Annotated in this window: 3 protein-coding genes; all 3 read left to right on the forward strand. The window is 75.9% G+C overall.

From position 1 onward, the window contains the following. Positions 1-3: 3 nt before the first annotated feature. The 3 genes from GA0070606_RS29220 to GA0070606_RS29230 all read left to right on the forward strand — a co-directional run bounded on the left by GA0070606_RS29220 (position 4) and on the right by GA0070606_RS29230 (position 25,460). Positions 4-10,962, forward strand: coding sequence for a type I polyketide synthase (locus GA0070606_RS29220; RefSeq protein ID WP_091106419.1), 10,959 nt, complete (start codon positions 4-6; stop codon positions 10,960-10,962). A gap of 72 nt (positions 10,963-11,034) precedes the next feature. After that, positions 11,035-15,993 (forward strand): type I polyketide synthase, encoded by a 4,959-nt coding sequence (locus GA0070606_RS29225; RefSeq protein WP_425413113.1) that lies wholly within the window; start codon positions 11,035-11,037, stop codon positions 15,991-15,993. Further along, positions 15,990-25,460: a type I polyketide synthase gene (locus GA0070606_RS29230; protein WP_425413114.1), complete on the forward strand. Its 9,471-nt coding sequence runs from the start codon at positions 15,990-15,992 to the stop codon at positions 25,458-25,460. The genes GA0070606_RS29225 and GA0070606_RS29230 overlap by 4 nt, the downstream gene beginning before the upstream one ends. The last annotated feature ends 8 nt before the right edge of the window (positions 25,461-25,468 follow it).

Consider the following 25,468-nt stretch of genomic DNA (forward strand, 5'->3'; position numbering starts at 1 on the left):
TCCATGGCTGACGAGGCGAAGCTTCTCGACTACCTCAAGCGGGTCACCGCTGACCTGCACCAGGTGCGCCAGCGCCTGCGCGAGGTGGAGGCCGGTGAACAGGAACCGGTCGCCATCGTCTCCATGAGCTGCCGCTTCCCCGGCGGGGTGCGGTCGCCCGAGGACCTGTGGGAGGTGGTCGCGTCCGGCCGGGACGTGGTCTCCGACTTCCCGGAGGACCGGGGCTGGGACCTCGGTTCGCTCTACGACAGCGACCCCGAGCAGGCCGGCACGTCGTACACGCGGCAGGGCGGCTTCGTCCACGACCTGGCCGACTTCGACCCGGGCTTCTTCGCGATCTCCCCCCGGGAGGCGCTGGCGATGGACCCGCAGCAGCGCTGGCTGCTGGAGACCTCGTGGGAGGCCCTTGAGCGGGCCGGCATCGACCCGCACTCGCTGCGCGGCAGCCGCACCGGCGTCTTCGCCGGCAGCACCGGCCAGGATTACGGCACCGTGCTGATGGGCGCCGCGCAGGGCCTGGAAGGGCACCTGATGACCGGCAACGCCGGCAGCGTGGTCTCCGGCCGCATCGCCTACACCTTCGGGCTGGAGGGGCCGGCGGTGACCATCGACACCGCCTGCTCGTCCTCCCTGGTCGCCCTGCACCTCGCCGGGCAGGCGCTGCGGCAGCGGGAGTGCACCCTGGCCATCGTCGCCGGGGTCACCGCCATGTGCACCCCGGCCGCCTTCGTCGAGTTCTCCCGGCAGCGCGGCCTCGCCGCCGACGGCCGGTGCAAGGCGTTCGCCGCCGCCGCCGACGGCACCGGCTGGTCCGAGGGTGTCGGCGTCCTGGTGCTGGAACGGCTGTCGGACGCGCAGCGCAACGGCCACCCGATCCTCGCCGTGGTGCGGGGCAGCGCGGTGAACCAGGACGGCGCCTCCAACGGCCTGAGCGCCCCGAACGGCCCGTCGCAGCAGCGGGTGATCCAGCAGGCCCTGGCCAACGCCGGCCTCGCCGCGGGCGGCGTGGACGTGGTGGAGGCGCACGGCACCGGCACCCGGCTCGGCGACCCGATCGAGGCGCAGGCGCTGCTGGCCACGTACGGGCAGGACCGGGGCGACTCGGCGCCGCTGCTGCTCGGCTCGGTCAAGTCGAACATCGGCCACGCGCAGGCCGCCGCCGGGGTCGCCGGCGTCATCAAGATGGTCATGGCGATGCGGCACGGGCTCGTACCGCCCACCCTGCACGTCGACGAGCCGACCCCCGAGGTCGACTGGTCGGCCGGCGACGTCTCGCTGGTGACCGAGGCGACGCCGTGGCCGGCGGTGGACCGGCCGCGCCGCTCGGCGGTCTCCTCGTTCGGGGTGTCCGGCACCAACGCGCACACCATCCTGGAGCAGGCCCCGGCACCGCAGCCGTCCCCGTCGGCCGCCGCGCCGGTGGTCGAGCGGCCGGTCGTACCGGTGCCGGTGTCGGCCCGCGACGCGGCCGGCCTCGCCGCGCAGGCGACCCGCTGGGCGGACCGGATCGCCGCCGACGACACCCTGCGCCCCCTCGACCTGGGCTTCTCGTCGGTCACGTCCCGCTCCAGCCTGGACCACCGCGCCGTGGTCTGCGCGACCGGCCGCGAGGACCTGCTGGCCGGGCTGCGCGCCCTCGCCGCCGGCCAGCCGTCCGGCGCGCTGGTCGCCAGCCAGGCCGGGGGCCGGGGCTCGCTGGCGGTGCTCTTCTCGGGCCAGGGCGCGCAGCGCGCCGGCATGGGCCGCGAGTTGTACGCCGGCTTCCCGGTGTTCGCCGCCGCGCTGGACGAGGTGTGCGTGTACCTGGACGCGTTGCTGCCGCGTCCGTTGCGGGAGGTGCTGTTCGCGCCGGAGGGCTCCGCCGAGGCGGCGCTGCTGGACCAGACGGTGTTCACGCAGGCCGGCCTGTTCGCGGTCGAGGTGGCGCTGTTCCGCCTCGTCGAGTCGTTCGGGGTCGCGCCGGAGTTCGTGGGTGGTCACTCGATCGGTGAGGTGACAGCCGCGTACGTGGCGGGGGTGCTGTCGCTGGCCGACGCGTGTGCGCTGGTGGCGGCGCGGGGCCGGCTGATGCAGGCACTGCCCTCGGGCGGCGGGATGCTCGCGGTGGCCGCCGACGAGGCGGCGGTGGTCGAGTCGCTCGCCGGCTCGACCGACCGGGTCGGGATCGCCGCGGTGAACGGGCCGACCTCGGTCGTGGTCTCCGGTGCCGTCGACGCCCTCGACGAGGTGGAGCGGGTCTGGCGCGACCGGGGCGTACGCACGCGCCGGCTCGCCGTCAGCCACGCGTTCCACAGCCCGCTGATGGAGCCGATGCTCGCCGAGTTCCGGGCGGTCCTGGACGGGTTGACGTTCTCCGCGCCGTCGCTGCCGATCGTGTCGAACGTGACCGGTGCGCTCGCCGACGCCGATGAGATCCGCACGGCCGACTACTGGGTGCGGCACGTCCGCGAGGCCGTCCGCTTCGCCGACGGGGTCACCGCGCTGCGCGCCGCCGGGGCGGACACGTTCCTGGAGATCGGGCCGCAGAGCGTACTGACCGCGATGGTCGGCGAGATCCTGCCCGGCGACGACGTCGTGCTGGCCGTCGCCGCGCAGCGCAAGGACCGGCCCGAGACGCACGGGCTGCTGGCCGGGCTGGCCGAGCTGCACACGCACGGGGTGGCCGTCGACTGGCAGCCGTGGTTCGCCGACACCGGCGCCCGGCGGGTGGACCTGCCCACGTACGCCTTCCAGCACCAGCGCTACTGGCCTGAGGCGGGCGCCGGGTGGACCGGCGACGTCACCGCGTTCGGTCTGCGGCCCGCGCAACACCCCCTGCTCGGGGCCGCCGTCGGCGTCGCGCACGCCGAGGGCTTCCTGTTCACCGGACGGCTGGCCCGGCGTACCCACCCGTGGATCTCCGACCACGTCGTCTTCGACACCGTGCTGCTGCCCGGCACCGGCTTCGTGGAACTCGCCCTCCAGGCCGGCGCGCACGTCGGCGCGGACCACGTCCGCGAACTGACCCTGGAGTCGCCGCTGATCCTGCCCGAGACCGGCGGCGTCGACATCCAGCTCTGGATCGGCCCGGCCGACGAGACCGGCTGCCGGTCCGTGTCGCTGCACTCCGCCGCCGACGGCGACCCCGCCGCCGACGCGGGCGAGCGGGCCTGGACCCGCAACGCCAGCGGCGTGCTGGCCGGCGGCCCCGCCGGACCGGGCGGGCCCTCCGGCTGGTCCGACCTGACCACCTGGCCGCCCCCGGGCGCGACCGAGGTCGCCACCGACGACCTCTACCTCAACCTCGCCGCCCAGGGCTACGACTACGGCCCGTCCTTCATCGCGCTTCGCTCCGCCTGGCGGCGCGGCGACGACCTCTTCGCCGAGCTGGCCCTGCCGGAGACCCCCGCCGCCGAGGCCGGCGGGTACGGCCTGCACCCGGCCCTGCTCGACGCCGCGCTGCACACCCTCGGACTGACCACCCCCGGCGACACGCCGTCCGGGGCCGGCATGCCCCCGGGGTACGGCCGGCTGCCGTTCTCCTGGAACGACGTCGCCCTGCACGCCGCGGGCGCGGCGGCGGCCCGGGTCCGGGTCTCGCACACCGGCGCCGACACCATCTCCCTGCTGCTCGCCGACGTCGCCGGCGCGCCGATCATCTCCGTCGGCTCCCTCGTCCTGCGGCCCGTCTCCGCCGACCAGTTGCGCACCGCCGGGGGCGGCGGCACCGAGTCGCTGTTCCGGATCGAGTGGGCCCCGCTCGCGCTGCCCGCCGGCCCGGCCACCGTCGACTGGGCGGTGATCGGCGACGCGGCGGCGCTCACCGACGCGGTCGCCGCCACCGGCACGGCCGTGGCGGCGTACGCCGACCTGACCGCCCTGGCCGCCGCGGTGGACGACGGGGCGGACGCACCCGGCGTGCTGGTCGTGCCGTTGCTCGACCCGCCCGCGACGGCGGACGTGCCGCGCGCCGTCGCCGAGGCGACCCACCGGGCGCTCGCCGTGCTCCAGCGGTTCCTCGCCGACGACCGCTACGCTGCCTCCCGGCTGGTCGTGCTGACCCGGGGCGCGGTCGCCACCGACCGGGACGCCGACCTGACCGACCTGGCCGGCGCCGCCGTGATCGGCCTGCTCCGCTCCGCCCAGTCGGAGAACCCCGACCGGTTCGTGCTGGTCGACGTCGACGACGTCGACGACATCGCCGGCTGCGCCGCCGCGCTCGTCCCGGCCGTCGCCACCGACGAGCCGCAGGTCGTCATCCGGGCGGGCGTCGCCGCCGGCGCCCGGCTCACCCGGGTCCCCGCCGTGGCCGAGCCGCCGGCCGCCCCGTTCGACTCCGACGGCACCGTCCTGGTCACCGGCGCCACCGGCACCCTCGGCCAGCTCATGAGCCGGCACCTGGTGACCACGTACGGCGTCCGGCACCTGATCCTCACCAGCCGGCGCGGCCGCGCCGCCGGGGGTGTCGCCGAGCTCTGCGCCGAACTGGAGGCGCTCGGCGTGAGCGTCACCGTCGCCGCCTGCGACGTCGCCGACCGCGCCGCCGTGGCCGAACTGCTGGCCGGCATCCCGGCGGAACACCCGCTCACCGCCGTCATCCACGCCGCCGGCGTCCGCGACGACGGCGTCATCTCCTCGCTCACCCCCGAGCGGATGGACGGCGTGCTGCGGCCGAAGGTCGACGCCGCCTGGCACCTGCACGAGCTGACCGCCGACCTCGACCTGAAGGCGTTCGTCTCGTACTCCTCCCTCGCCGCCACCGCCGGCGGTCCCGGCCAGGGCAACTACGCTGCCGCCAACGCGTTCCTCGACGGGCTGGCCCGGCACCGCAAGGCGCACGGTCTCGCCGCCCTCACCCTCGCCTGGGGCCTCTGGGCCGACCGCAGCGGCATGACCACCGAGCTGGACGACGTCCACCTCAACCGGATCTCCCGCTCCGGCGTCGCCGCGATGGAGGCCGAGGAGGGGCTCGCCCTCTTCGACGCGGCCTGCCGCACCACCGACGCCGCGCTCGTCCCCGCCCGGCTGGACCTCGCCGCGATGAAGGTGCAGTTCGCCGGCGGCAGCATTCCGCCGCTGTACCGGGCGCTGATCCGCACGCCCGCCCGCGCCGCCACCACCACCGGCGCCTCGCTGGTGCAGCAGCTCGCCGGGCTCGGCGACGCCGACCGGGCCGCCGCGCTCGTCGAGATCGTCCGTGGCCAGGCCGCCGCCGTGCTCGGCTACCCCGACCCGGCGGCCATCGAGCCGCGCCGGGCGTTCAGCGAGTTCGGCTTCGACTCGCTCACCGCCGTCGAGATGCGCAATCGGCTCAACAACGCGTTCGGGATGCGGCTGCCGGCCACCCTCGTCTTCGACTACCCGACCCCGCACGACCTGGCGGCCTTCCTGGGTACGGAGATCGCCGGCACCCCCGTCCCCGTACGGCCCGCGACGACCGCCGTGTCGGTCGGCGACGACGAACCCCTGGCGATCATCGGCATGGCGTGCCGGCTGCCCGGCGGGGTGTGGTCGCCCGACGACCTGTGGCGGCTGGTGGTCGACGGCGTCGACGCGATCAGCGACCTGCCGACCGACCGGGGCTGGGACCTCGACAGCCTCTACAGCCCCGACCCGGACGCCCCCGGCACCTTCTACGCCCGCGGCGGCGGCTTCCTCAGCGGCGTCGACAAGTTCGACCCCGGCTTCTTCGGCATCTCGCCCCGCGAGGCCCTGGCCATGGACCCGCAGCAGCGGCTGCTGCTGGAGACCACCTGGGAGTCCTTCGAGTCCGCCGGCATCGACCCGGCCGACGTACGGGGCAGCAGCACCGGCGTCTTCGTCGGCACCAGCGGCCAGGACTACGGCTCGCTGCTCGCGTACTCGCCGGAGGCCGCCGAGGGCTACATGCTGACCGGGATGACCAGCAGCGTCATCTCCGGCCGGGTGGCGTACACGTTCGGGCTGGAGGGGCCGGCGGTGTCGCTGGACACGGCCTGCTCGTCCTCCCTCGTCGCCCTGCACTGGGCCGGCCAGGCGCTGCGGCGCGGCGAGTGCGACATGGCCCTCGCCGGTGGCGTCATGGTGATGGCCACCCCGACCGCGTTCGTCGAGTTCTCCCGGCAGCGTGGCCTGGCCGCCGACGGCCGGTGCAAGTCCTTCGCCGCGTCCGCCGACGGCACCGGCTGGTCCGAGGGCGTCGGCATGCTGCTCGTGCAGCGGCTCTCCGACGCCCGCCGGCAGGGCCGCACCGTGTACGCGGTGGTGCGCGGCTCCGCGATCAACTCCGACGGCGCCTCCAACGGGCTGACCGCCCCGAACGGCCCCTCGCAGCAGCGGGTGATCCGGCAGGCCCTCGCGTCGGCACGCCTCACCGCCGCCGACGTGGACGTGGTGGAGGCGCACGGCACCGGCACGACCCTCGGCGACCCGATCGAGGCACAGGCCCTGCTCGCCACGTACGGGCGGGAGCGGCCCGCCGACCGGCCGCTGCTGCTCGGCTCGATCAAGTCGAACATCGGCCACGCCCAGGCCGCCGCCGGTGTGGCCGGCGTGATCAAGATGGTGCAGGCCATCCGGCACGGCCTCGTCCCGGCGACGCTGCACGTGGACGAGCCGTCGCCGCACATCGACTGGACCTCCGGCGCGGTGGAACTGGCGACGCAGTCGCGGCCGTGGCCGGCGGTGGACCGGCCGCGCCGGGCGGCGGTGTCCTCGTTCGGCATCTCCGGCACCAACGCCCACGTGATCATCGAGCAGGCCGACGAGCCGCAGGCCGTCGCCCCGGCCGAGCACGGCCCCGGGCTCGTGACCTCCGACGCGGTGCTGTGGTCGCTGTCGGGGCGGTCGAAGGGCGCCCTGACCGGCCAGGCGGCCCGCCTGGCGCAGTACGTGCGTGAGCACGGCGATCTCGCCCCAGCGGCGGTGGGCTGGTCCCTCGCCGCCACCCGGTCGACGTTCGACCACCGCGCCGCCGTGATCGGGTCGAGCGCGGAGGAGCTGCTGGCGGGGCTGGACGCCGTGGCGTCGGGGACGCCGGCCGGGAACGTCGTCGCCGGCACCGCCACGCCCCACGGCGCAGGGCCGGTGTTCGTCTTCCCCGGTCAGGGTGCGCAGTCGGCGCGGATGGCGGCTGGCCTGGTGGGTCGTACGCCGGTGTTCGACGCGAGGCTGTCCGAGTGTGAGCGGGCCCTGGCCCCGTACCTGGACGTGGACCTGGTGTCGGTGTTGACCGGTGACGACGAGTCGTGGCTGGCGCGCGTCGAGGTCGTGCAGCCGGTGCTGTGGGCCGTGGGCATGGCCCTCGCCGCCGTGTGGCAGCACGCCGGGGTGACCCCGGCCGCGGTGATCGGTCACTCGCAGGGCGAGATCGGCGCGGCTTGCGTGGCCGGCATCCTGAGCCTGGAGGACGCGGCGAAGGCGGTCGCGTTGCGGTCGCGGGCGCTGACGGTGCTGCGGGGCACGGGCACGATGGCGTCGGTGGACCTGTCGGCCGAGGCGGTCGCCGGGCGGTTGCCGGCGTTCCCGGGCGTGGGTGTGGCGGCGGTGAACGGCCCGTCCACCGTCGTGGTGTCGGGTCCGCCGCAGCCGGTGGCGGACCTGGTGGAGGCGTGTCAGGCCGACGGGGTGCGGGCGCGGTTGATTCCGGTGGACTACGCGTCGCACTCGGCAGCGGTGCAGGACGTCGCGGAGCAGCTCCGCGCGGACCTGGCGGAGGTGACTCCGCAGCCGGGGCACACGCGGCTGGTGTCGACCTTGACCGGTGACTGGATCGACCCGTCGTCGATGACCGCCGGTTACTGGTACGACAACCTGCGGCAGACGGTGCAGTTCGACGCCGCCGTGCGGGTGGCGGTCGCCGCCGGGCACACGACGTTCGTGGAGATCTCCCCGCATCCGGTGTTGACGATGCCGGTGACGGCGATCCTCGACGACGCGGGCGCCACCGGGCACACCCTGGGCAGCCTGCGGCGCGGTGACGACGATCCGACGCGGCTGCTGACCAACCTCGCCACCGCGCACACGATCGGCCTGCCCGTCGACCTGACGGCCGTGCTGACCCGCACCGACGCCGTGGCGCTGCCCACGTACGCCTTCGACCACCAGCGGTACTGGGTCGAGCCGCCGGCGCACCGGGCGCAGGACGTCAGCTCCGCCGGCCTCCAGGACGCCGGACACCCGCTGCTCAGCGCCACGCTGACCTTTCCCGACAGCGAGCGGATGGTCTTCACCGGGCGGCTGTCGGTGCGTACCCACCCGTGGCTCGGCGAGCACCGGGTGATGGACAACATCCTGCTGCCCGGCACCGCCTTCGTCGAGCTGGCCACGTACGCCGGCGAGCAGGCCGGCTGCCCGACGGTGGAGGAGCTGACCCTGCTCGCCCCGCTCGTCCTGCCCGAACTCGGCGCGCTCCAGGTGCAGCTGACGGTCGGCGACCGCGACGACGACGGGCGGCGCGGCGTCCAGCTCCACTCCCGGCCCTACCGGGACGGCTCCGACGAGATCCTGGCCGACGTGGCCTGGACCTGCCACGCCACCGGCCTGCTCGGCCCGCAGCCGGCCGACGCCGCACCCGCCTTCGACCTGGGGGTGTGGCCGCCGCCCGGCGCGACGCGCGTCGAGTCCGACGACTTCTACTCCGGCATCGAGGCGACCGTCTTCGGGTACGGCCCGGCGTTCCGGGGCCTGCGTGCCGCGTGGACCCGTGACGACGAGGTCTTCGCCGAGGTCGAACTGCCCGCCGACCACCACGCCGAGGCCGGCCGCTTCGGCGTGCACCCGGCGCTGCTGGACGGCGCGTTGCAGGCCATGTCGATCGGCGGCTTCCTCGGCCGGATGGGCGACGGCGCCGACGCCACCGTGCCCCGCCTGCCGTTCGCCTGGACCGGCGTCTCCCTGCTCGCCGCCGGGGCCACCGCCCTGCGCGTCCGCGTCGCCGCCGCCGGCGAGGTCGGTGTCTCCTTCCAGGTGGCCGACGCCACCGGCGCCCCGGTGCTGCACGTCGACTCGCTGATCATGCGCCGGGTCTCCGGCGACTCGCTCGGCGCGGCCCGCTCCGGCCGGCACGAGTCGCTGTTCCAGGTGGACTGGCCGGCGCTGCCGGTGCCCACCGGCCCCGTACCGGCGGCCACCCGCTGGGTGGCGCTCGGCGACGACCTGGCCCTCAGCGCCGCCTGCGAGACGGCCGGCGCCCGGGTGCGTACCGACGTCGGCCTCGACACCCTCGGCGACCTGCTCGCCGGGGGCGAGCCGGCACCCGAGGCGGTGATCGTGCCGATCGGCGACGTCGGGGACCCGACGGACCCGGCGCTGGCCGGGCAGGCCCGGGCCACCACGCACCGTACCCTCGCCGCGTTGCGGACCTGGCTCGCCGACGACCGGTTCGCCGACTCGCGGCTGGTGCTGGTCACCCGCGACGCGGTCGCGGCGGGCGAGCAGCAGACGGTCAACCTCCGCCAGGCCCCGGTCTGGGGCCTGCTGCGCACCGCGCAGCTCGAACACCCGGGCCGGTGCCAGCTCGTCGACCTCGACGACAGCCCGGACAGTGCCGCCGCGCTGGCCGCCGCCGTCGCCTCCGGCGAGCCGCAGCTCGCCGTGCGGGCCGGGCAGGTCCGCACGCCACGGCTCGGGCGGGTCCCGGCCGGCGTGGAGCCGCTGCCCGGCGGCATCGACCCCGACGGCACCGTGCTGATCACCGGCGGCACCGGCGTCCTGGGCCGCATCCTGGCCCGCCACCTCGCCACCACCCACGGCGTACGGCACCTGCTGCTGGCCGGGCGGCGCGGCGCGGCAGCCGAGGGGATCGGCGACCTGGTCGCCGAACTCGCCGGCGCCGGTACGGAGGTGACCGTCGCGGCCTGCGACGCCGCCGACCCCGACGCCCTGGCGGCGCTGCTGGCCGGGGTGCCCGCCGCGCACCCGCTCACCGCCGTGGTGCACGCCGCCGGTGTCCTCGACGACGGCGTGCTGGAGTCGATGACCCCCGAGCGGGTGGACGCGGTCGCCGTACCCAAGATCGACGCGGCGTGGCACCTGCACCGCCTCACGGCCGACGCGAACCTCGCGGCCTTCGTGCTGTTCTCCTCGGCGGCGGCCACCCTGGGCAGCGCCGGCCAGTCCAACTACGCGGCGTCGAACGCCTTCCTCGACGCCCTCGCGGCACACCGCCGGGCCGGCGGGCTCGCCGGCATCTCGCTCGCATGGGGCCTGTGGGAACAGGCCAGCGGCATGACCGGGCATCTCGGCGACGACGACGTGCGGCGGATGGCCGAGCAGGGCGCCGCCGGCCTCGCCACCGAGCAGGCGCTGAACCTCTTCGACGCCGCGTGGCGGCTCGACACGGCCGCCGTCGTACCGATGCGCCTCGACGTCGGGACCCTGCGCGGGCAGGCGGAGACCGGCACCCTCGCGCCCATGCTCCGGGCCCTGGTGCGGGTGCCGCTGCGGCGCTCCGTCGACGCCACCGGCGCCCGCTCCAACGGGGTGCAGCTCAGCCAGCGACTCGCCGGCCTGGCCGGCCCGGAGCGGCTCAAGGTGGTGCTCGACGTGGTACGGGCGAACATCGCCGCCGTCCTCGGCCACGCGGGCGCCGACGCCGTCGACCCGAACCGGCTCTTCACCGACCTGGGCTTCGACTCGCTCACCGCCGTCGACCTGCGCAACCGGCTCAACGGCCTGTCCGGGCTGCGGCTGCCGGCGACGCTGGTCTTCGACTACCCGACGCCGACGGCGCTCGCCGAGAAGCTGACCAGCGAGATCGCCGCCGACGCGGCGCCCTCCACGCAACCGCTCTTCCAGGGCATCGACACGGTGGAGAGCCTGCTCAACAGCATCCCGCTCGACCCGGCGGCCCGGGCCCGGTTCACCGCCCGGATGCAGGACCTGCTCGCCAAGGCGTCCGATCTGGCGGCCGGGCCCGCCGCCGAGCCGGACCGGCCCGACCTCGACTCGGCCAGCGACGACGAGATCTTCGACTTCATCAGCAAAGAGTTTGGAATCTCCTGAGATGACCAACCTTCGGATCGAGGCAGGGGCCACCCGATGAGCGACGACAAGCTGCGGTACTTCCTCAAGCGGGTGACCGCCGACCTGCACGACACCAGGCGCAAGCTGCAGACCGTCGAGGCCCGGGATCAGGAGCCGCTGGCCATCGTCTCCATGAGCTGCCGCTTCCCCGGTGGCGTCCGGTCGCCGGAGGACCTGTGGGACCTCGTCGCCGACGGCCGGGACGCGCTCACCGAGTTCCCCGACGACCGGGGGTGGGACCTGGAGGCGCTCTACGACCCCGACCCCAACAAGCCGGGCAAGAGCTACACCCGCATCGGCGGGTTCCTCGACGCCGCCGGTGACTTCGACCCGTCCCTGTTCGGCATCTCCCCGCGTGAGGCCCTCGCCATGGACCCGCAGCAGCGGCTGCTGCTGGAGACGTCCTGGGAGGCCGTCGAGCGGGCCGGCATCGACCCGCTGTCGCTGCGCGGCAGCTCCACGGGCGTCTTCGTCGGGCTGAGCACGTCCAACTACGGCATGGGTCTGCCGAACGTGCCCGAGGGCGTCGACATGTACATCGGCACCGGCAACACCACGAGCGTCGCGTCCGGCCGGATCTCGTTCACCCTCGGCCTCAACGGCCCGGCCGTCACCGTGGACACCGCCTGCTCCTCCTCGCTGGTGGCCCTGCACCTCGCCGTGAACGCGCTGCGTCGCGGCGAGTGCGACCTGGCCATCGCCGGTGGCGTCACCGTCATGGTCACCCCCGGCGTGTTCGTCGTCTTCTCCCGGCAGCGCGGCATGTCCGTCGACGGCAGGTGCAGGGCCTTCGCGGCGGGCGCGGACGGCACCGGCTGGGGTGAGGGCGGCGGCGTGCTCGTCGTGGAGCGGCTGGCAGACGCCGAGCGCAACGGCCACCCCATCCTCGCCGTGATCCGGGGCAGCGCCCTCAACCAGGACGGCGCGTCCAACGGGCTCACCGCCCCGAACGGCCCCTCCCAGCAGCGGGTCATCCGGCAGGCCCTCGCCAACGCCCGGCTCGGCACCGCCGACGTCGACATGGTCGAGGCGCACGGCACCGGCACCACCCTCGGCGACCCCATCGAGGCGCAGGCGCTCATCGCCACGTACGGGCAGGACCGGCCCGCCGACCGGCCGCTGTGGCTGGGCTCGGTGAAGTCGAACATCGGCCACACCCAGAGCGCCGCCGGCGTGGCCGGGCTGGTCAAGATGGTGATGGCGCTGCGCAACGGCGTCATGCCGGAGACCCTGCACGTCGACGAGCCCTCCCCGCACGTGGACTGGAGCGCCGGGGCCGTGTCCCTGCTCACCGAGTCCAAGCCGTGGCCGGAACTGGACCGCCCCCGCCGCGGCGGCGTCTCCTCCTTCGGCGTCAGCGGCACCAACGCGCACGTGATCCTGGAGGAGTACCGGCCGCGCGTCGCCGAGCCGGTCGCCGTCGACGGCGAGGCGGCCACCGAGGCCGCCGCCGTCGAGCCCGCACGACGGCCCGGCCTGGTCGCCTCCGACGTCACCGTCTGGCCGGTGTCGGCCCGGTCGAAGACCGCCCTCGCCGGCCAGGCCGCCCGGCTCGCGCGGCACGTGCGCGAGCACGGCGACCTCGCCCCGGCGGCGGTCGGCTGGTCGCTGGCCACCACCCGCTCCACGTTCGACCACCGCGCCGCAGTCGTCGCCTCGACCGCCGACGAGCTGCGCGCCGGGCTGGACGCCCTCGCCGCCGGCCAGCCGGCCGGCAACCTCGTCACCGGTACGGTCACCAGCGCCGGCGCCGGCCCCGTGTTCGTCTTCCCCGGCCAGGGGGCCCAGTCGGCGCGGATGGCGGCGGGCCTGGTGGGTCGTACACCGGTGTTCGACGCGAAGCTGGCGGAGTGTCAGCGGGCCCTCGCCCCGTACCTGGACGTCGACCTGGTGTCGGTGCTCACCGGCGACGACGAGTCGTGGCTGGAGCGCGTCGAGGTCGTGCAGCCCGTGCTGTGGGCCGTCGGCATCGCCCTCGCGGCCGTGTGGCGCGCGGCGGGCGTCGTCCCGGACGCGGTCGTCGGCCACTCGCAGGGCGAGATCGGCGCGGCGTGCGTGGCCGGGATCCTCAGCATCGACGACGCGGCGAAGGCCGTGGCCCTGCGCTCGCGGGCGCTGACCGTGCTGCGCGGCACCGGCACGATGGCGTCGGTCGACCTGCCGGCCGAGGCGGTCGCCGAGCGGCTGCCGGCGTTCCCGGGCGTCGGGGTCGCGGCCGTCAACGGGCCGTCCACCGTCGTGGTCTCCGGCCCGCCGCAGCCCGTGGCCGACCTCGTCGCGGCGTGCCAGGCCGACGGCCTGCGCGCCCGGCTCATCCCCGTCGACTACGCCTCCCACTCCGAGGCCGTGCAGCAGGTCGCCGAGCAGCTCCGCGCGGACCTGGCCGACGTCACCCCGCAGGCCGGTCACACCCGCCTCGTCTCCACCCTGACCGGGGACTGGGTCGACCCCGCCACGATGACCGCCGACTACTGGTACGACAACCTGCGGCAGACCGTGCGCTTCGACACGGCCGTGCGCACGGCGATCGCCGCCGGGCACACCACCTTCGTGGAGATCAGCCCGCACCCGGTGCTGACGATGCCGGTCACGGCGATCCTCGACGACGCCGGCGTCACCGGCCACACCCTGGGCAGCCTGCGCCGCGGCGACGACGACCCGACGCGACTGCTGACCAACCTCGCCACCGCGCACGCCGTCGGCCTGCCCGTCGACCTGGCGGACGTCCTCGCCGAGACCGACGTCGCGCCGCTGCCCACGTACGCCTTCGACCACCAGCGGTTCTGGCTCGACGGCAGTGGCGGCCCCGACCTGGAGAGCCTGCTCTCGGCCGCCGGCGACCCCAGCGACGCGAGCTTCTGGGCGGCCGTGGAAAGCGGCGACGTCACCGCCCTCGCCGAGACCGTCGCCACCGAGGACGTTCCCGCGCACGAGGCCCTCGACGCGCTGCTGCCGGCGCTGCCGCTGCTCACCTCGTGGCGACGGCAGCGCCGCCGGCAGTCCGACATCGACAGCTGGCGCTACCAGGACACGTGGAAGCCCCTCACCGGCGTGACCAACCGGGGCATGGGCGGCACCTGGGTCGTCGTCATGCCGACCGGCGACATCGTCGAACCCTGGCAGGACGCCTGCGTCGAGGCGTTCACGACGGCCGGCGCGACCCTGGTCCCGGTGGCCGTCTCCACCAGCGACGTCGACCGTGACCTGCTGGGCAAGCTGCTGCAGGAGGCGCTGGCCGCGACGCCGGGCGGGGAGCGGGAGGCCGCCGAGGTGACCGGCGTCGTCTCGCTGCTCGCCTTCGACGAGCTGGCCCACCCGCTGCACCCGTCCGTGCCCGGCGGCTTCGCCGCCACCGTCGCGCTCTTCCAGGCCCTCGGCGACATCGGCCTGCGCGCCCCCATGTGGAGCGTCACCTCCGGTGCCGTGTCCGTCGGCATGGCCGACCTGCTGCGCTCCCCGGTGCAGTCGCTGGTGTGGGGCTTCGGCCGGGTCGCCGCCCTCGAACACCCGCAGCGCTGGGGCGGCCTCGTGGACCTGCCCGAGGCCGTGGAGGAACGCTCCGCGGCCCTGCTGGTCGCGGCCCTCACCGCCGCCGGGGAGGAGGACCAGATCGCCGTACGCCCCGGTGGCGTGCTCGCCCGCCGGCTCACCCGGGTCCCGCTCGGCGACAGCCAGCCCGCGAACCCCTGGCAGCCGTACGGCACGGCGCTGGTCACCGGCGGCACCGGCGCGCTCGGCGGGCACGCCGCCCGCTGGCTGGCCCGCAGCGGTGTGGAGAACATCGTCGTGGTCAGCCGGCGGGGCATGGCCGCCCCGGGCGCGCAGCAGCTCGTCGACGACCTCACCGCGCTGGGCGCCCAGGCCACGGTGGTGGCCTGCGACGCCTCCGACCGGGACGCGCTGGCCGACCTGATCGGCGCGATCCCCGCCGAGTACCCGCTCACCACCGTCGTGCACGCCACCGCCGTGCTCGACGACGCGATGATCAACGACATCCGGCCGGAGCAGATCGAACGGGTGCTCCAGGCCAAGGTCGACGTCGCGTACAACCTGCACGAACTCACCCTCGACCTGGACCTGTCCGCGTTCGTCATGTTCTCGTCCTTCGCCGGCAGCGTGGCCAGCTCCGGCGTCGGGAACTACGCCCCGAGCAACGCGTTCCTCGACGCCCTGGCCCAGCACCGGCGCGGGCTCGGCCTGCCCGCCACCTCCATCGCCTGGGGCGCGTGGGCCGGCGGCGGCATGGCCGACGGGCCGCTCGGCGAGCTGCTGCACCGCCACGGCGTACCCGAGATGACCCCGGACGCGGCCATCGCCGCGCTGCACCAGGCCGTGGACCACGGCGAGGCGTTCCTCACCATCGCCGACATCGCCTGGGAACGCTTCGCCGTAGCCTTCACCGCCACCCGGCCCGGCCCGCTGATCAGCGACCTGCCGGACGTCCGCCGGCTCGCCACCGCCGAACAGGTGGCCGGCGTGGAGGCCGGCGACGGCCCGGACTCGCTGCGGGAGCGGTTCGCCGGGCTGCCCGCCGCCGAGCGGCTCGCCGTCCTGCTCGGCCTGGTCCGCAGCCAGGTCGCCGCCGTGCTCAACTACCCGTCCGCCGAGTCGGTGGACGAGCACCGGGCGTTCCGGGAGCTGGGCTTCGACTCCGTCACCGCCGTCGAACTGCGCAACCGGCTCGGCTCGGCCACCGGCGTGGCCCTGCCGGTCACCCTGGTCTTCGACTACCCGACCCCGACGACGCTGGCGGAGTACCTCTTCGCCGAGGTCGCCCACGACGACGTGGTCACCCCGACCGCGCTCCTCGACGACCTCGACCGGATCGCCGACAGCCTCGACATGGTGGCCCGGGACGAGGCGGCGCGGGTGCGGGCCACCGTACGCCTCCAGGCGATGCTCTCCCGGCTCGCCCAGAACAACGGCGGCAGCGACATCGGCCGGCACCTCGACGACGCCACCGACGACGAACTGTTCGCCATGGTGGACAGGGACCTCGGCATCTCCTGACCCCAGCTCCGGCCCCCCTCCGTCCCTGCTCAGGAAGCGGCACTCCGATGGCCAATGAAGACAAGCTCCGCGACTACCTCAAGCGGGTCATGGCTGATCTCCACGACACCCGCCGCCGGCTCAGTGAGGCACAGTCCCAGGAACTGGAGCCGGTGGCGATCGTGGCCATGAGCTGCCGCCTGCCCGGCGGGGTACGCAACCCCGACGAGCTGTGGGAGCTGCTGCGCGACGGCCGGGACGCCGTCGCGCCCTTCCCCGACGACCGGGGCTGGGACCTGGAGCGCCTCTACCACCCCGACCCCGACCACCCCGGCACCTCGTACGCCCGGGAGGGCGGGTTCGTCGACGGCGCCGGCGACTTCGACTCCGCCTTCTTCGGCATCTCGCCCCGCGAGGCGCTGGCCATGGACCCCCAGCAGCGGCTGCTGCTGGAGACGTCCTGGGAGGCGGTCGAGGCCGCCGGCATCGACCCGGCCGCGCTGCGCGGCAGCCGGACCGGGGTGTTCGTGGGCACCAACGGGCAGGACTACGGCACCCTGCTGATGATGTCGCCGGACGGCGACGAGGGGCACTCGATGACCGGCGGCGCGGCGGCCGTCGCGTCCGGCCGGGTGTCGTACACCCTCGGGCTGGAGGGGCCCGCCGTCTCCATCGACACGGCCTGCTCGTCGTCGCTGGTGGCGCTGCACCTCGCCGTGCAGGCGCTGCGGGCGGGGGAGTGCGACCTCGCCCTGGCCGGCGGCGTGACCGTGATGGCCACCCCCGGCCTGTACATCGGGTCGAGCCGGCAGCGGGCCCTCGCCCCGGACGGCCGGTGCAAGTCCTTCGCCGCCGCCGCCGACGGTGCCGGGTTCTCCGAGGGCGTCGGCTGGCTGCTGGTCGAGCGGCTGTCCGACGCCCGCCGCAACGGCCGCCGCGTCCTCGCCGTGGTACGCGGCACCGCCGTCAACCAGGACGGCGCCTCCAACGGGCTGAGCGCCCCGAACGGCCCCGCCCAGCAGCGGGTCATCAGCCAGGCCCTCACGAGCGCCCGGCTCGCCACCGCCGACGTGGACGTGGTGGAGGCGCACGGCACCGGCACCAGGCTCGGCGACCCGATCGAGGCGCAGGCGCTGCTCGCCACGTACGGGCAGGACCGGGAGGACGCCGAACCGCTGCTCCTCGGCTCGTTGAAGTCCAACATCGGGCACGCCCAGGCCGCCGCCGGCGTGGCCAGCGTCATCAAGATGGTGCTGGCGATGCGGCACGGGGTCGTGCCGGCGACGCTGCACGTCGACGAACCGTCCCCGCACGTCGACTGGTCGGCGGGCGCCATCGAGCTGGCGACCGAGGCGCGGCCGTGGCCCGAGACGGGCCGGGCGCGCCGGGCGGCCGTGTCGTCCTTCGGCATCTCCGGCACCAACGCCCACGTCATCATCGAGCAGCCGACCGAGCCGGTCGAGAGCCCGTCCGGCCGCACCCCGGGCCTGGTCGCCGCCGACGCGTTCCTCTGGCCGGTGTCGGCCCGGTCGACGGCCGCCCTCGCCGGTCAGGCCGCCCGGCTGGCGGCGTACGTGCGGCAGCGGGAGGGCCTGGACCCGGCGGCGGTCGGCTGGTCCCTGGCCACCACACGGTCGGCGTTCGACCAGCGGGCCGCCGTGGTCGGGTCGACCGTCGACGAGCTGCTGGCCGGGCTGGACGCCGTCGCGGCGGGTCTTCCGGCCGCGAACGTGACCAGCGGCGTGGCGTCCGGCGCGGGCGCGGGGCCGGTGTTCGTGTTCCCCGGTCAGGGCGCCCAGTCGGCGCGGATGGCGGCCGGCCTGGTGGGTCGTACGCCGGTGTTCGACGCGAAGCTCGCGGCGTGCCAGCGGGCCCTGGCTCCCTACCTCGACGTGGACCTGGTGTCGGTGTTGACCGGCGACGACGAGTCGTGGCTGGAGCGGGTGGAGGTCGTGCAGCCGGTCCTGTGGGCCGTCGGTGTCGCTCTCGCCGCCGTGTGGCAGCACGCCGGCGTGACGCCGGCGGCGGTGGTCGGTCACTCGCAGGGCGAGATCGGCGCGGCGTGTGTGGCCGGCATTCTGTCGCTGGAGGACGCGGCGAAGGCCGTGGCGTTGCGGTCGCGGGCGCTGACGGTGCTGCGGGGCACGGGCACGATGGCGTCGGTGGACCTGTCGGCTGAGGCGTTGGCCGAGCGGCTGTCGGCGTTCCCGGGTGTCGGGGTGGCGGCGGTGAACGGTCCGTCGACGGTGGTGGTGTCGGGTCCGCCGCAGCCGGTGGCCGACCTCGTCGAAGCGTGTCAGGCCGACGGCGTGCGGGCCCGCCTGATTCCCGTGGACTACGCCTCCCACTCGGCGGCCGTGCAGGAGGTGGCGGAGCAACTCCGCGCGGACCTGGCCGGCATCGCCCCGCACCAGGGCCACACCCGTCTCGTGTCGACGTTGACCGGGGACTGGGTGGATCCGGAGTCGATGACGGCGGACTACTGGTACGACAACCTGCGGCAGACCGTGCGGTTCGACGCCGCGGTGCGGGTGGCGGTCGCCGCGGGTCACACGACGTTCGTGGAGATCTCTCCGCATCCGGTGCTGACGATGCCGGTGACGGCGATCCTGGACGACGCCGGCGCCACGGGCCACACCCTGGGCAGCCTGCGCCGGGGTGACGACGATCCGGCGCGGCTGCTGACGAACCTCGCCACCGCCCACGCCGTCGGCCTGCCCGTCGACCTCACCACCGTCCTCGCCGAGACCGACACCGTCGACCTGCCCACCTACGCCTTCGACCACCACCGGTACTGGCCCGCGCCGCCGGCCTTCCTCGCCGCCCCCGACAGCCCCCCGGACATCGACCGGTGGCGCTACCGGGTCACCTGGCGGGCCGTGCCCGACCTGCCGCTGACCTGGCTGGCCGGCACCTGGCTCGTACCGCTGCCCGCCGGGCGGGGCGACGACCCCCTGATCGCCGGGGTGCTGGGCGCGCTCGGCAACTTCGGCGCGGACGTCGTACCCGTGGAGCTGGACGTCACCGACGAGCCGGCGGCGCTGGCCGACCGGCTGCGCGCCGCGCTCACCGGCCCGGAGCGGCCCACCGCCGTGCTCTCGCTGCTCGGCCTCGACGAACGGGCGCACCCCGGGCACCCGGCGACCTCGCTGGCCGCCTCGGGCACCGCCCTGCTGGTGCAGGCGCTCGGCACGCTCGACGTCGAGGCGCCCCTGTGGTGCGCGACCCGGGGCGCCGTCGCGGTCTCCGCCGACGACCTGCCGCCGCACCCCGTGGCGGCCTCCGTGTGGGGGCTCGGCCGCGCCGTCGCCCTCGAACACCCCGGCCGCTGGGGCGGCCTGCTCGACCTGCCGCAGACCCTCGACGCCCAGGCCGGCGCCCTGCTCTGCGCGGCGCTCGGCGACGACGGCGGCGAGGACCAGCTCGCCGTCCGCGACTCCGGCGTGTTCGTCCGCCGGCTCGCCCGGATCACCGAACCCGAGCCGGCCGGCGACTGGCGGGCGCGCGGCACCGTCCTGATCACCGGCGGCACCGGCGGGCTGGGCGGGCACCTGGCCCGCTGGGCCGCCCGGTCCGGCGCCGCGCACGTCCTGCTGGCCAGCCGGCGCGGCCCGGACGCCCCGGGCGCCGCCGAGCTGGAGGCGGAGCTGACCGAGCTCGGCGTACGGGTCACCGTGGCCCGCTGCGACGTCAGCGACCGCGCGCAGGTGGCCGACCTGCTGGCCGCCGTCCCCGCCGACGCACCGCTGACCGCCGTGCTGCACACCGCCGCCGTCCTCGACGACGGCATCGTCGACACCGCCACCCCGCAACGCCTGCACACCGTCGCCGCACCCAAGTGCGCCGCCGCCGTCCACCTCGACGAGCTGACCCGCGACCTCGAACTGGACGCCTTCGTGCTCTTCTCCTCGGTCGCCGGTACCACCGGCAACGCCGGGCAGGGCGCGTACGGGGCGGCGAACGCCTTCCTCGACGCGCTCGCCGAGCGGCGCCGGGCCGAGGGCCGGACCGCCCTCTCCGTCGCCTGGGGCGCGTGGCGCGGCGCCGGTCTGCCCGCCGACAACGAGCGCGCCCAGCAGCGGCTGCGCCGGGGCGGCATGGTCGGCATGGACCCCGACCTGGCCGTCGAGGCCCTCGCGCGGGCGCTGCGCCGTGCCGACACGACCACCGTCATCGCCGACGTCGACTGGGCCCGGTTCGCCCCGGCGTTCACCCTGGTCCGACCCAGCCCTCTGATCGGCGACCTCGCCGAGGTGCGGGACGCGGCCCGGCAGGCCGCGCCGGAGAACGCCGGGGACGAGCCGGAGCCGTCGGGGGCAGCGGCCCGACGCTTCGCCGGGCTTCCCCCGGCGGAGCGCGCCTCGGCGCTGCTGGAGCTGGTCCGCCAGTGCGCCGCGACCGCGCTCGGGTACGGCGGGGCCGACGACATCCCGGCCACCCGCCCCTTCCGCGACCTGGGCCTGGACTCGCTGACCGCGGTGGACATGCGCAACTTCCTGGCCACCGCCACCGACCTGCGGCTACCCGCGACGCTCGCCTTCGACTACCCGAACCCGACGGTGCTCGCCGCGCACCTCGACGAACTGCTCACCGGGGTGACCGCGGACCCGGCCACGCCCGCACCGGCCACCACGGCCGCCGACGACGAGCCGATCGCCATCGTGGCGATGAGCTGCCGTCTCCCCGGCGGGGCGGACACCCCGGAGCAGCTGTGGCAGCTCCTCGCCGCCGGCGGCGACGCGATCGGCGAGTTCCCCACCGACCGGGGCTGGGACCTCGACCGGCTCTTCGACCCCGACCCAGAGAACGAGGGCACCAGCTACGCCCGCGAGGGCGGCTTCGTCGCCGGGGCCGCCGACTTCGACCCCGGGTTCTTCGGCATCAGCCCCCGCGAGGCGCTGGCCATGGACCCGCAGCAGCGGCTGCTGCTGGAGGCGTCCTGGGAGGCCATCGAGCGGGCCGGCATCGACCCGCAGGCCCTGCGCGGCAGCCCCACCGGCGTCTTCGTCGGCACCAACTACCAGGACTACCGGAACCTGATGTACGGCGCGGAGGGCGCCGAGGGGCACCTGATGACCGGCAACGCCGGCAGCGTCCTCTCCGGGCGGGTGTCGTACACCCTCGGGCTGGAGGGGCCCGCCGTCTCGGTGGACACCGCCTGCTCCTCGTCGCTGGTGGCGCTGCACTGGGCCTGCCAGGCGCTCCGCCGGGCGGAGTGCTCCCTCGCCCTCGTCGGGGGCGTCACCGTGATGTCCACCCCCGGCGTGTTCGTCGGCTTCAGCCGGCAGCGGGGCCTGGCCCCGGACAGCCGGGTCAAGGCGTTCGCCTCCGCCGCCGACGGCACGAGCTGGGGCGAGGGACTCGGCCTGCTGCTGGTCGAGCGGCTCTCCGACGCCCGCCGCAACGGCCACCCCGTGCTCGCGGTGATCCGGGGCAGCGCCGTCAACTCCGACGGCGCGTCCAACGGCCTCACCGCGCCCAACGGGCCGTCGCAGCAGCGGGTGATCCGGCAGGCCCTCGCCAACGCCGGACTCGCCCCGGCCGACGTGGACGCCGTCGAGGCGCACGGCACCGGCACCAGGCTCGGCGACCCGATCGAGGCCCAGGCCCTGCTCGCCACGTACGGCCGGGAGCGCCCCGCCGACCAGCCCCTCTGGCTCGGCTCGATCAAGTCCAACATCGGCCACACCCAGGCCGCGGCCGGCGTCGCCGGGATCATCAAGATGGTGCTGGCCCTCCAGCACGGCTACCTGCCGCAGACCCTGCACGTCGACGAGCCGACCGATCAGGTGGACTGGAGCGTCGGCGCGGTCGAGCTGCTCGACGAGGGCCGCCCGTGGCCCGTCACCGGCCACCCGCGCCGGGCCGCCGTCTCCTCGTTCGGGATCAGCGGCACCAACGCGCACACCATCCTGGAGCAGGCGCCCGAGCCGGTCGAGCCGGCCGAGCCGACGGGCGGGACGGCCCGGCTGCCGGTCGTGCCGGTGCTGCTGTCGGCGCGTACGCCCACGGCGCTGGCCGCCCAGGCCGACCGCTGGGCCGACCGGCTCACCGGGCCGGCGGCCCCGCCACTTGTCGACGTCGGCTGGTCGTCGGCCGTCTCCCGGGCCACCCTGGACCACCGGGCCGTCGTTCTCGCCGCCGACCGGGGCGACCTGGACGCCGGGCTGCGCGCCCTCGCCGCCGGCGAGGACTCGCCGCTGCTGGTCACCGGCGCGGCCGCGCCCCGGCCGAAGGTGGCGTACCTCTTCTCCGGGCAGGGGGCCCAGCGGGCCGGGATGGGCCGCGAGCTGGCCGAGGCCTTCCCGGTCTTCGCCGCCGCCCTCGACGAGGTGTGTGCCGCCCTCGACCCGCACCTGCCCCGCCCGCTGAAGCCGGTGCTGCTCGCCGAGGCCGGCACCCCCGACGCGGAGCTGCTGGACCGCACCGAGTTCACCCAGCCGGCGCTCTTCGCCGTCGAGGTGGCGATGTTCCGGCTGCTGGAGGCGTGGGGCCTGCGCCCCGACGCGGTCGCCGGGCACTCCGTCGGCGAGTTCGCCGCCGCCCACGCCGCCGGGGTGCTCTCCCTGGCCGACGCCGCCGAGCTGGTCGCCGCCCGCGGCCGGCTGATGCAGACGCTGCCGGCCGGCGGCGCGATGCTCGCCATCGCCGCCGCCGAGGCGGAGGTGACCGCCGCGCTCGGCGACCGCGCCGACCGGGTCTCGGTCGCCGCCGTCAACGGCCCCGCCGCCGTCGTGGTTTCCGGGGCCGGCGACGCCGTCGAGGAGCTGGCCGCCGAGTGGACCGCCCGGGGCGTACGGGTCCGGCGGCTGACGGTCAGCCACGCGTTCCACAGCCCGCTGATGGACCCGGTGCTCGACGACCTCGCCGCCGTCGCCGGGCGGCTGCGGTACCAGGCCCCGACCGTCCCGATGGTCTCCACCGTCACCGGCGCGCCGGTCGACGTGACCGAGATCGGCACGCCCGGGTACTGGGTGCGGCACGCCCGCGACGCGGTGCGCTTCGCCGACGCCGTCGCGGCGCTGCGGGACCGCAACGTCACCGGCTACCTGGAGGTCGGCCCGGACGGGGTGCTCACCGCCCTCGTCCAGGCCGTCCTCGCCGAGGGCGCCCCGGCCGCCGGCCGCGCCCCGCTGGTCGTGGCCGCCCTGCGCCGGGAGCGCCCCGAGCCGGCCACCCTGCTGCGGGCGGTCGCCGCGTTGCACGCCCACGGCGTCTGCCCGCACTGGCCGGCCCTGTACGAGGGCACCGGCGCCCGCCGAACCGACCTGCCCACGTACGTCTTCGACCGGCAGCGCTACTGGCCGGAGCCGCCGCCCTGGGCCGCGCTGGCGGCCGCCGAGGACGGCGCCGACGTCGAGCGCCGCTTCTGGGCGGCCGTCGAGGCCGAGGACTTCGACTCGCTCGTCCGCGATCTCGAGGTGGACCCCGACCAGCCGTTCGGGGCGGTGCTGCCCGCGCTGTCCGCGTGGCGGCGACGCGGCCGGGAACGCTCCCTCGTGGACGGCACCCGGTACCGGGCGGTCTGGGAACCCCTCGCCGACACGCCCGCGGCGGACGGGTCCGGCCGCTGGCTCGTGCTGCTGCCCGCCGACCGGGCGGACGACCCGGAACTCAACTCGTGCACCTGGGCGCTGGGCGGGGACGTCGCCACCGTGCCCGTCGACACCGCCGCCGACCCGGACGAGCTGACCGACGAACTCGCCGCCGTCCTCACCGACGCGCTGGGCGGGGCAGGCGAGCCGCTGACGATCCTGTCCTTCCTCGGCCTGGACGACGCCCCGCACGCCGAGCACCCCGCGCTGCCCCGCGGCCTCGCCGCGACCGTGCGGCTGCTCCAGCAGCTGACCGACCTGGACGCGCCGGCCCGGCTCTGGTGCGTCACCCAGGGCGCCGTCGGGGTCGGCGACGGCGACGTCCCGCTCAACCCCCGACAGGCGATGCTGTGGGGCCTGGGCCGGGTGGCCGCGCTCGAGCAGCCCGCCCGCTGGGCCGGGCTGGTCGACCTTCCCACCACCCTCGAAGCCTGGACGGCGATGCGCCTCGGCGGCGTCCTCACCGGCGACGGCGTCGAGGACCAGATCGCCGTCCGCGACTCGGGCGTGCTGGTCCGGCGGCTCGCCCCCGCCGTCACCACCGGGGAACCCGAGCCGTGGCAGCCCCGGGGCACCGTGCTGATCACCGGCGGCGTCGGCGCCCTCGGCGGGCACGTGGCCCGCTGGGTGGCCGGCTCCGGCGCCGAGCGGGTGGTGCTGACCAGCCGCCGCGGCACCGACACCCCGGGCGCCACCGACCTGCTCGCCGAGCTGACCGACCTCGGGGTGGACTGCCGGATCGCCCGGTGCGACGCCGCCGACCGGGCCGCGATGACCGACCTCCTGGCCGACCTGCGGCGCGAGGGTCCGCCGCTGCGCGCGGTGGTGCACGCCGCCGGGGTCAGCGAGGTGGTGCCGCTGGCCGACACCACCCTGGAGGACCTGGCGTACGTCATCGCCCCGAAGCTCCGCGGCGCCGAACTGCTCGACGAGCTGCTCGACGGCGTCGAGCTGGACGCGTTCGTGCTCTTCTCCTCCATCTCGGCGGTGTGGGGCAGCGGCGGGCAGGGCGCGTACGCGGCCGGCAACGCCTACCTGGACGCGCTCGCCGAGCGGCGACGCGCCCGGGGCCTGGCGGCCACCTCCGTCGCCTGGGGGCCGTGGACGGAGTCGGGCATGTACACCGAGGGCGCGGCGGAGCAGCTGCGCCGGCGCGGCCTGCGGGTGATGCCGCCCGGCGTGGCGATGGCGGGGCTGCGGCACGCCCTGGCGGCCGGCGACACCTGCGTCACCGTCGCCGACGTCGACTGGGCCGTCTTCCAGCCGCTGTTCACCTCGCTGCGGCCCAGCCCGCTGCTGGCGGACCTGCCGGCCGTACGCGCGCTCGCCGCCGCCCCCGTCGCCGAGCCGGACGTGCCCGCGCCGGTCGCCCGGGACCTGCTCGCCGGCCTGCGGGCGCTGCCCGGCGCCGAGCGGCGGGCCGCGCTGCTGGACATGGTGCGGGTCGACGCCGCGAAGGTGCTCGGCCATTCCTCGGCCGACGTGATCGACACCGACCGGGGCTTCCTGGACCTCGGCTTCGACTCACTCACCGCCGTGGAGCTGCGCAACCTGCTCGTCGCGGCCACCGGGCACGAACTGCCCACCACCGTCGTCTTCGACTACCCCACGCCCGAGGGCCTCGCCGACCACCTGCACGAGGAACTCTTCCCCGACCACGGCGGGGACGCCGGTGGCGTGGGCGACGAGGAGTCGGTCCGCCGGACCATCGCCGCGATCCCGCTGGACCAGCTGCGGCAGGCGGGCCTGCTCGACCAACTGCTCCAGCTGGCCCGTACGAGCGCCGACCCGGCGCCCGCCGCCCCGGCCGCGTCGCCCGCGCCCGAGGCCCAGATCCACGAACTCGACGTCGCCGGCCTGGTCAGGATGGCCCTGGAAGGCTCCGACTCGTGACCCGCCCG

Origin of the sequence: Micromonospora citrea (genome assembly GCF_900090315.1) — a bacterium.
GTDB classification, from domain to species: Bacteria; Actinomycetota; Actinomycetes; order Mycobacteriales; family Micromonosporaceae; genus Micromonospora; species Micromonospora citrea.

Excerpts from the sequence above, each read along its gene's own strand:
- GA0070606_RS29220 (WP_091106419.1), top strand. The coding sequence starts at position 4 with ATGGCTGACGAGGCGAAGCTTCTCGACTACCTCAAGCGGGTCACCGCT.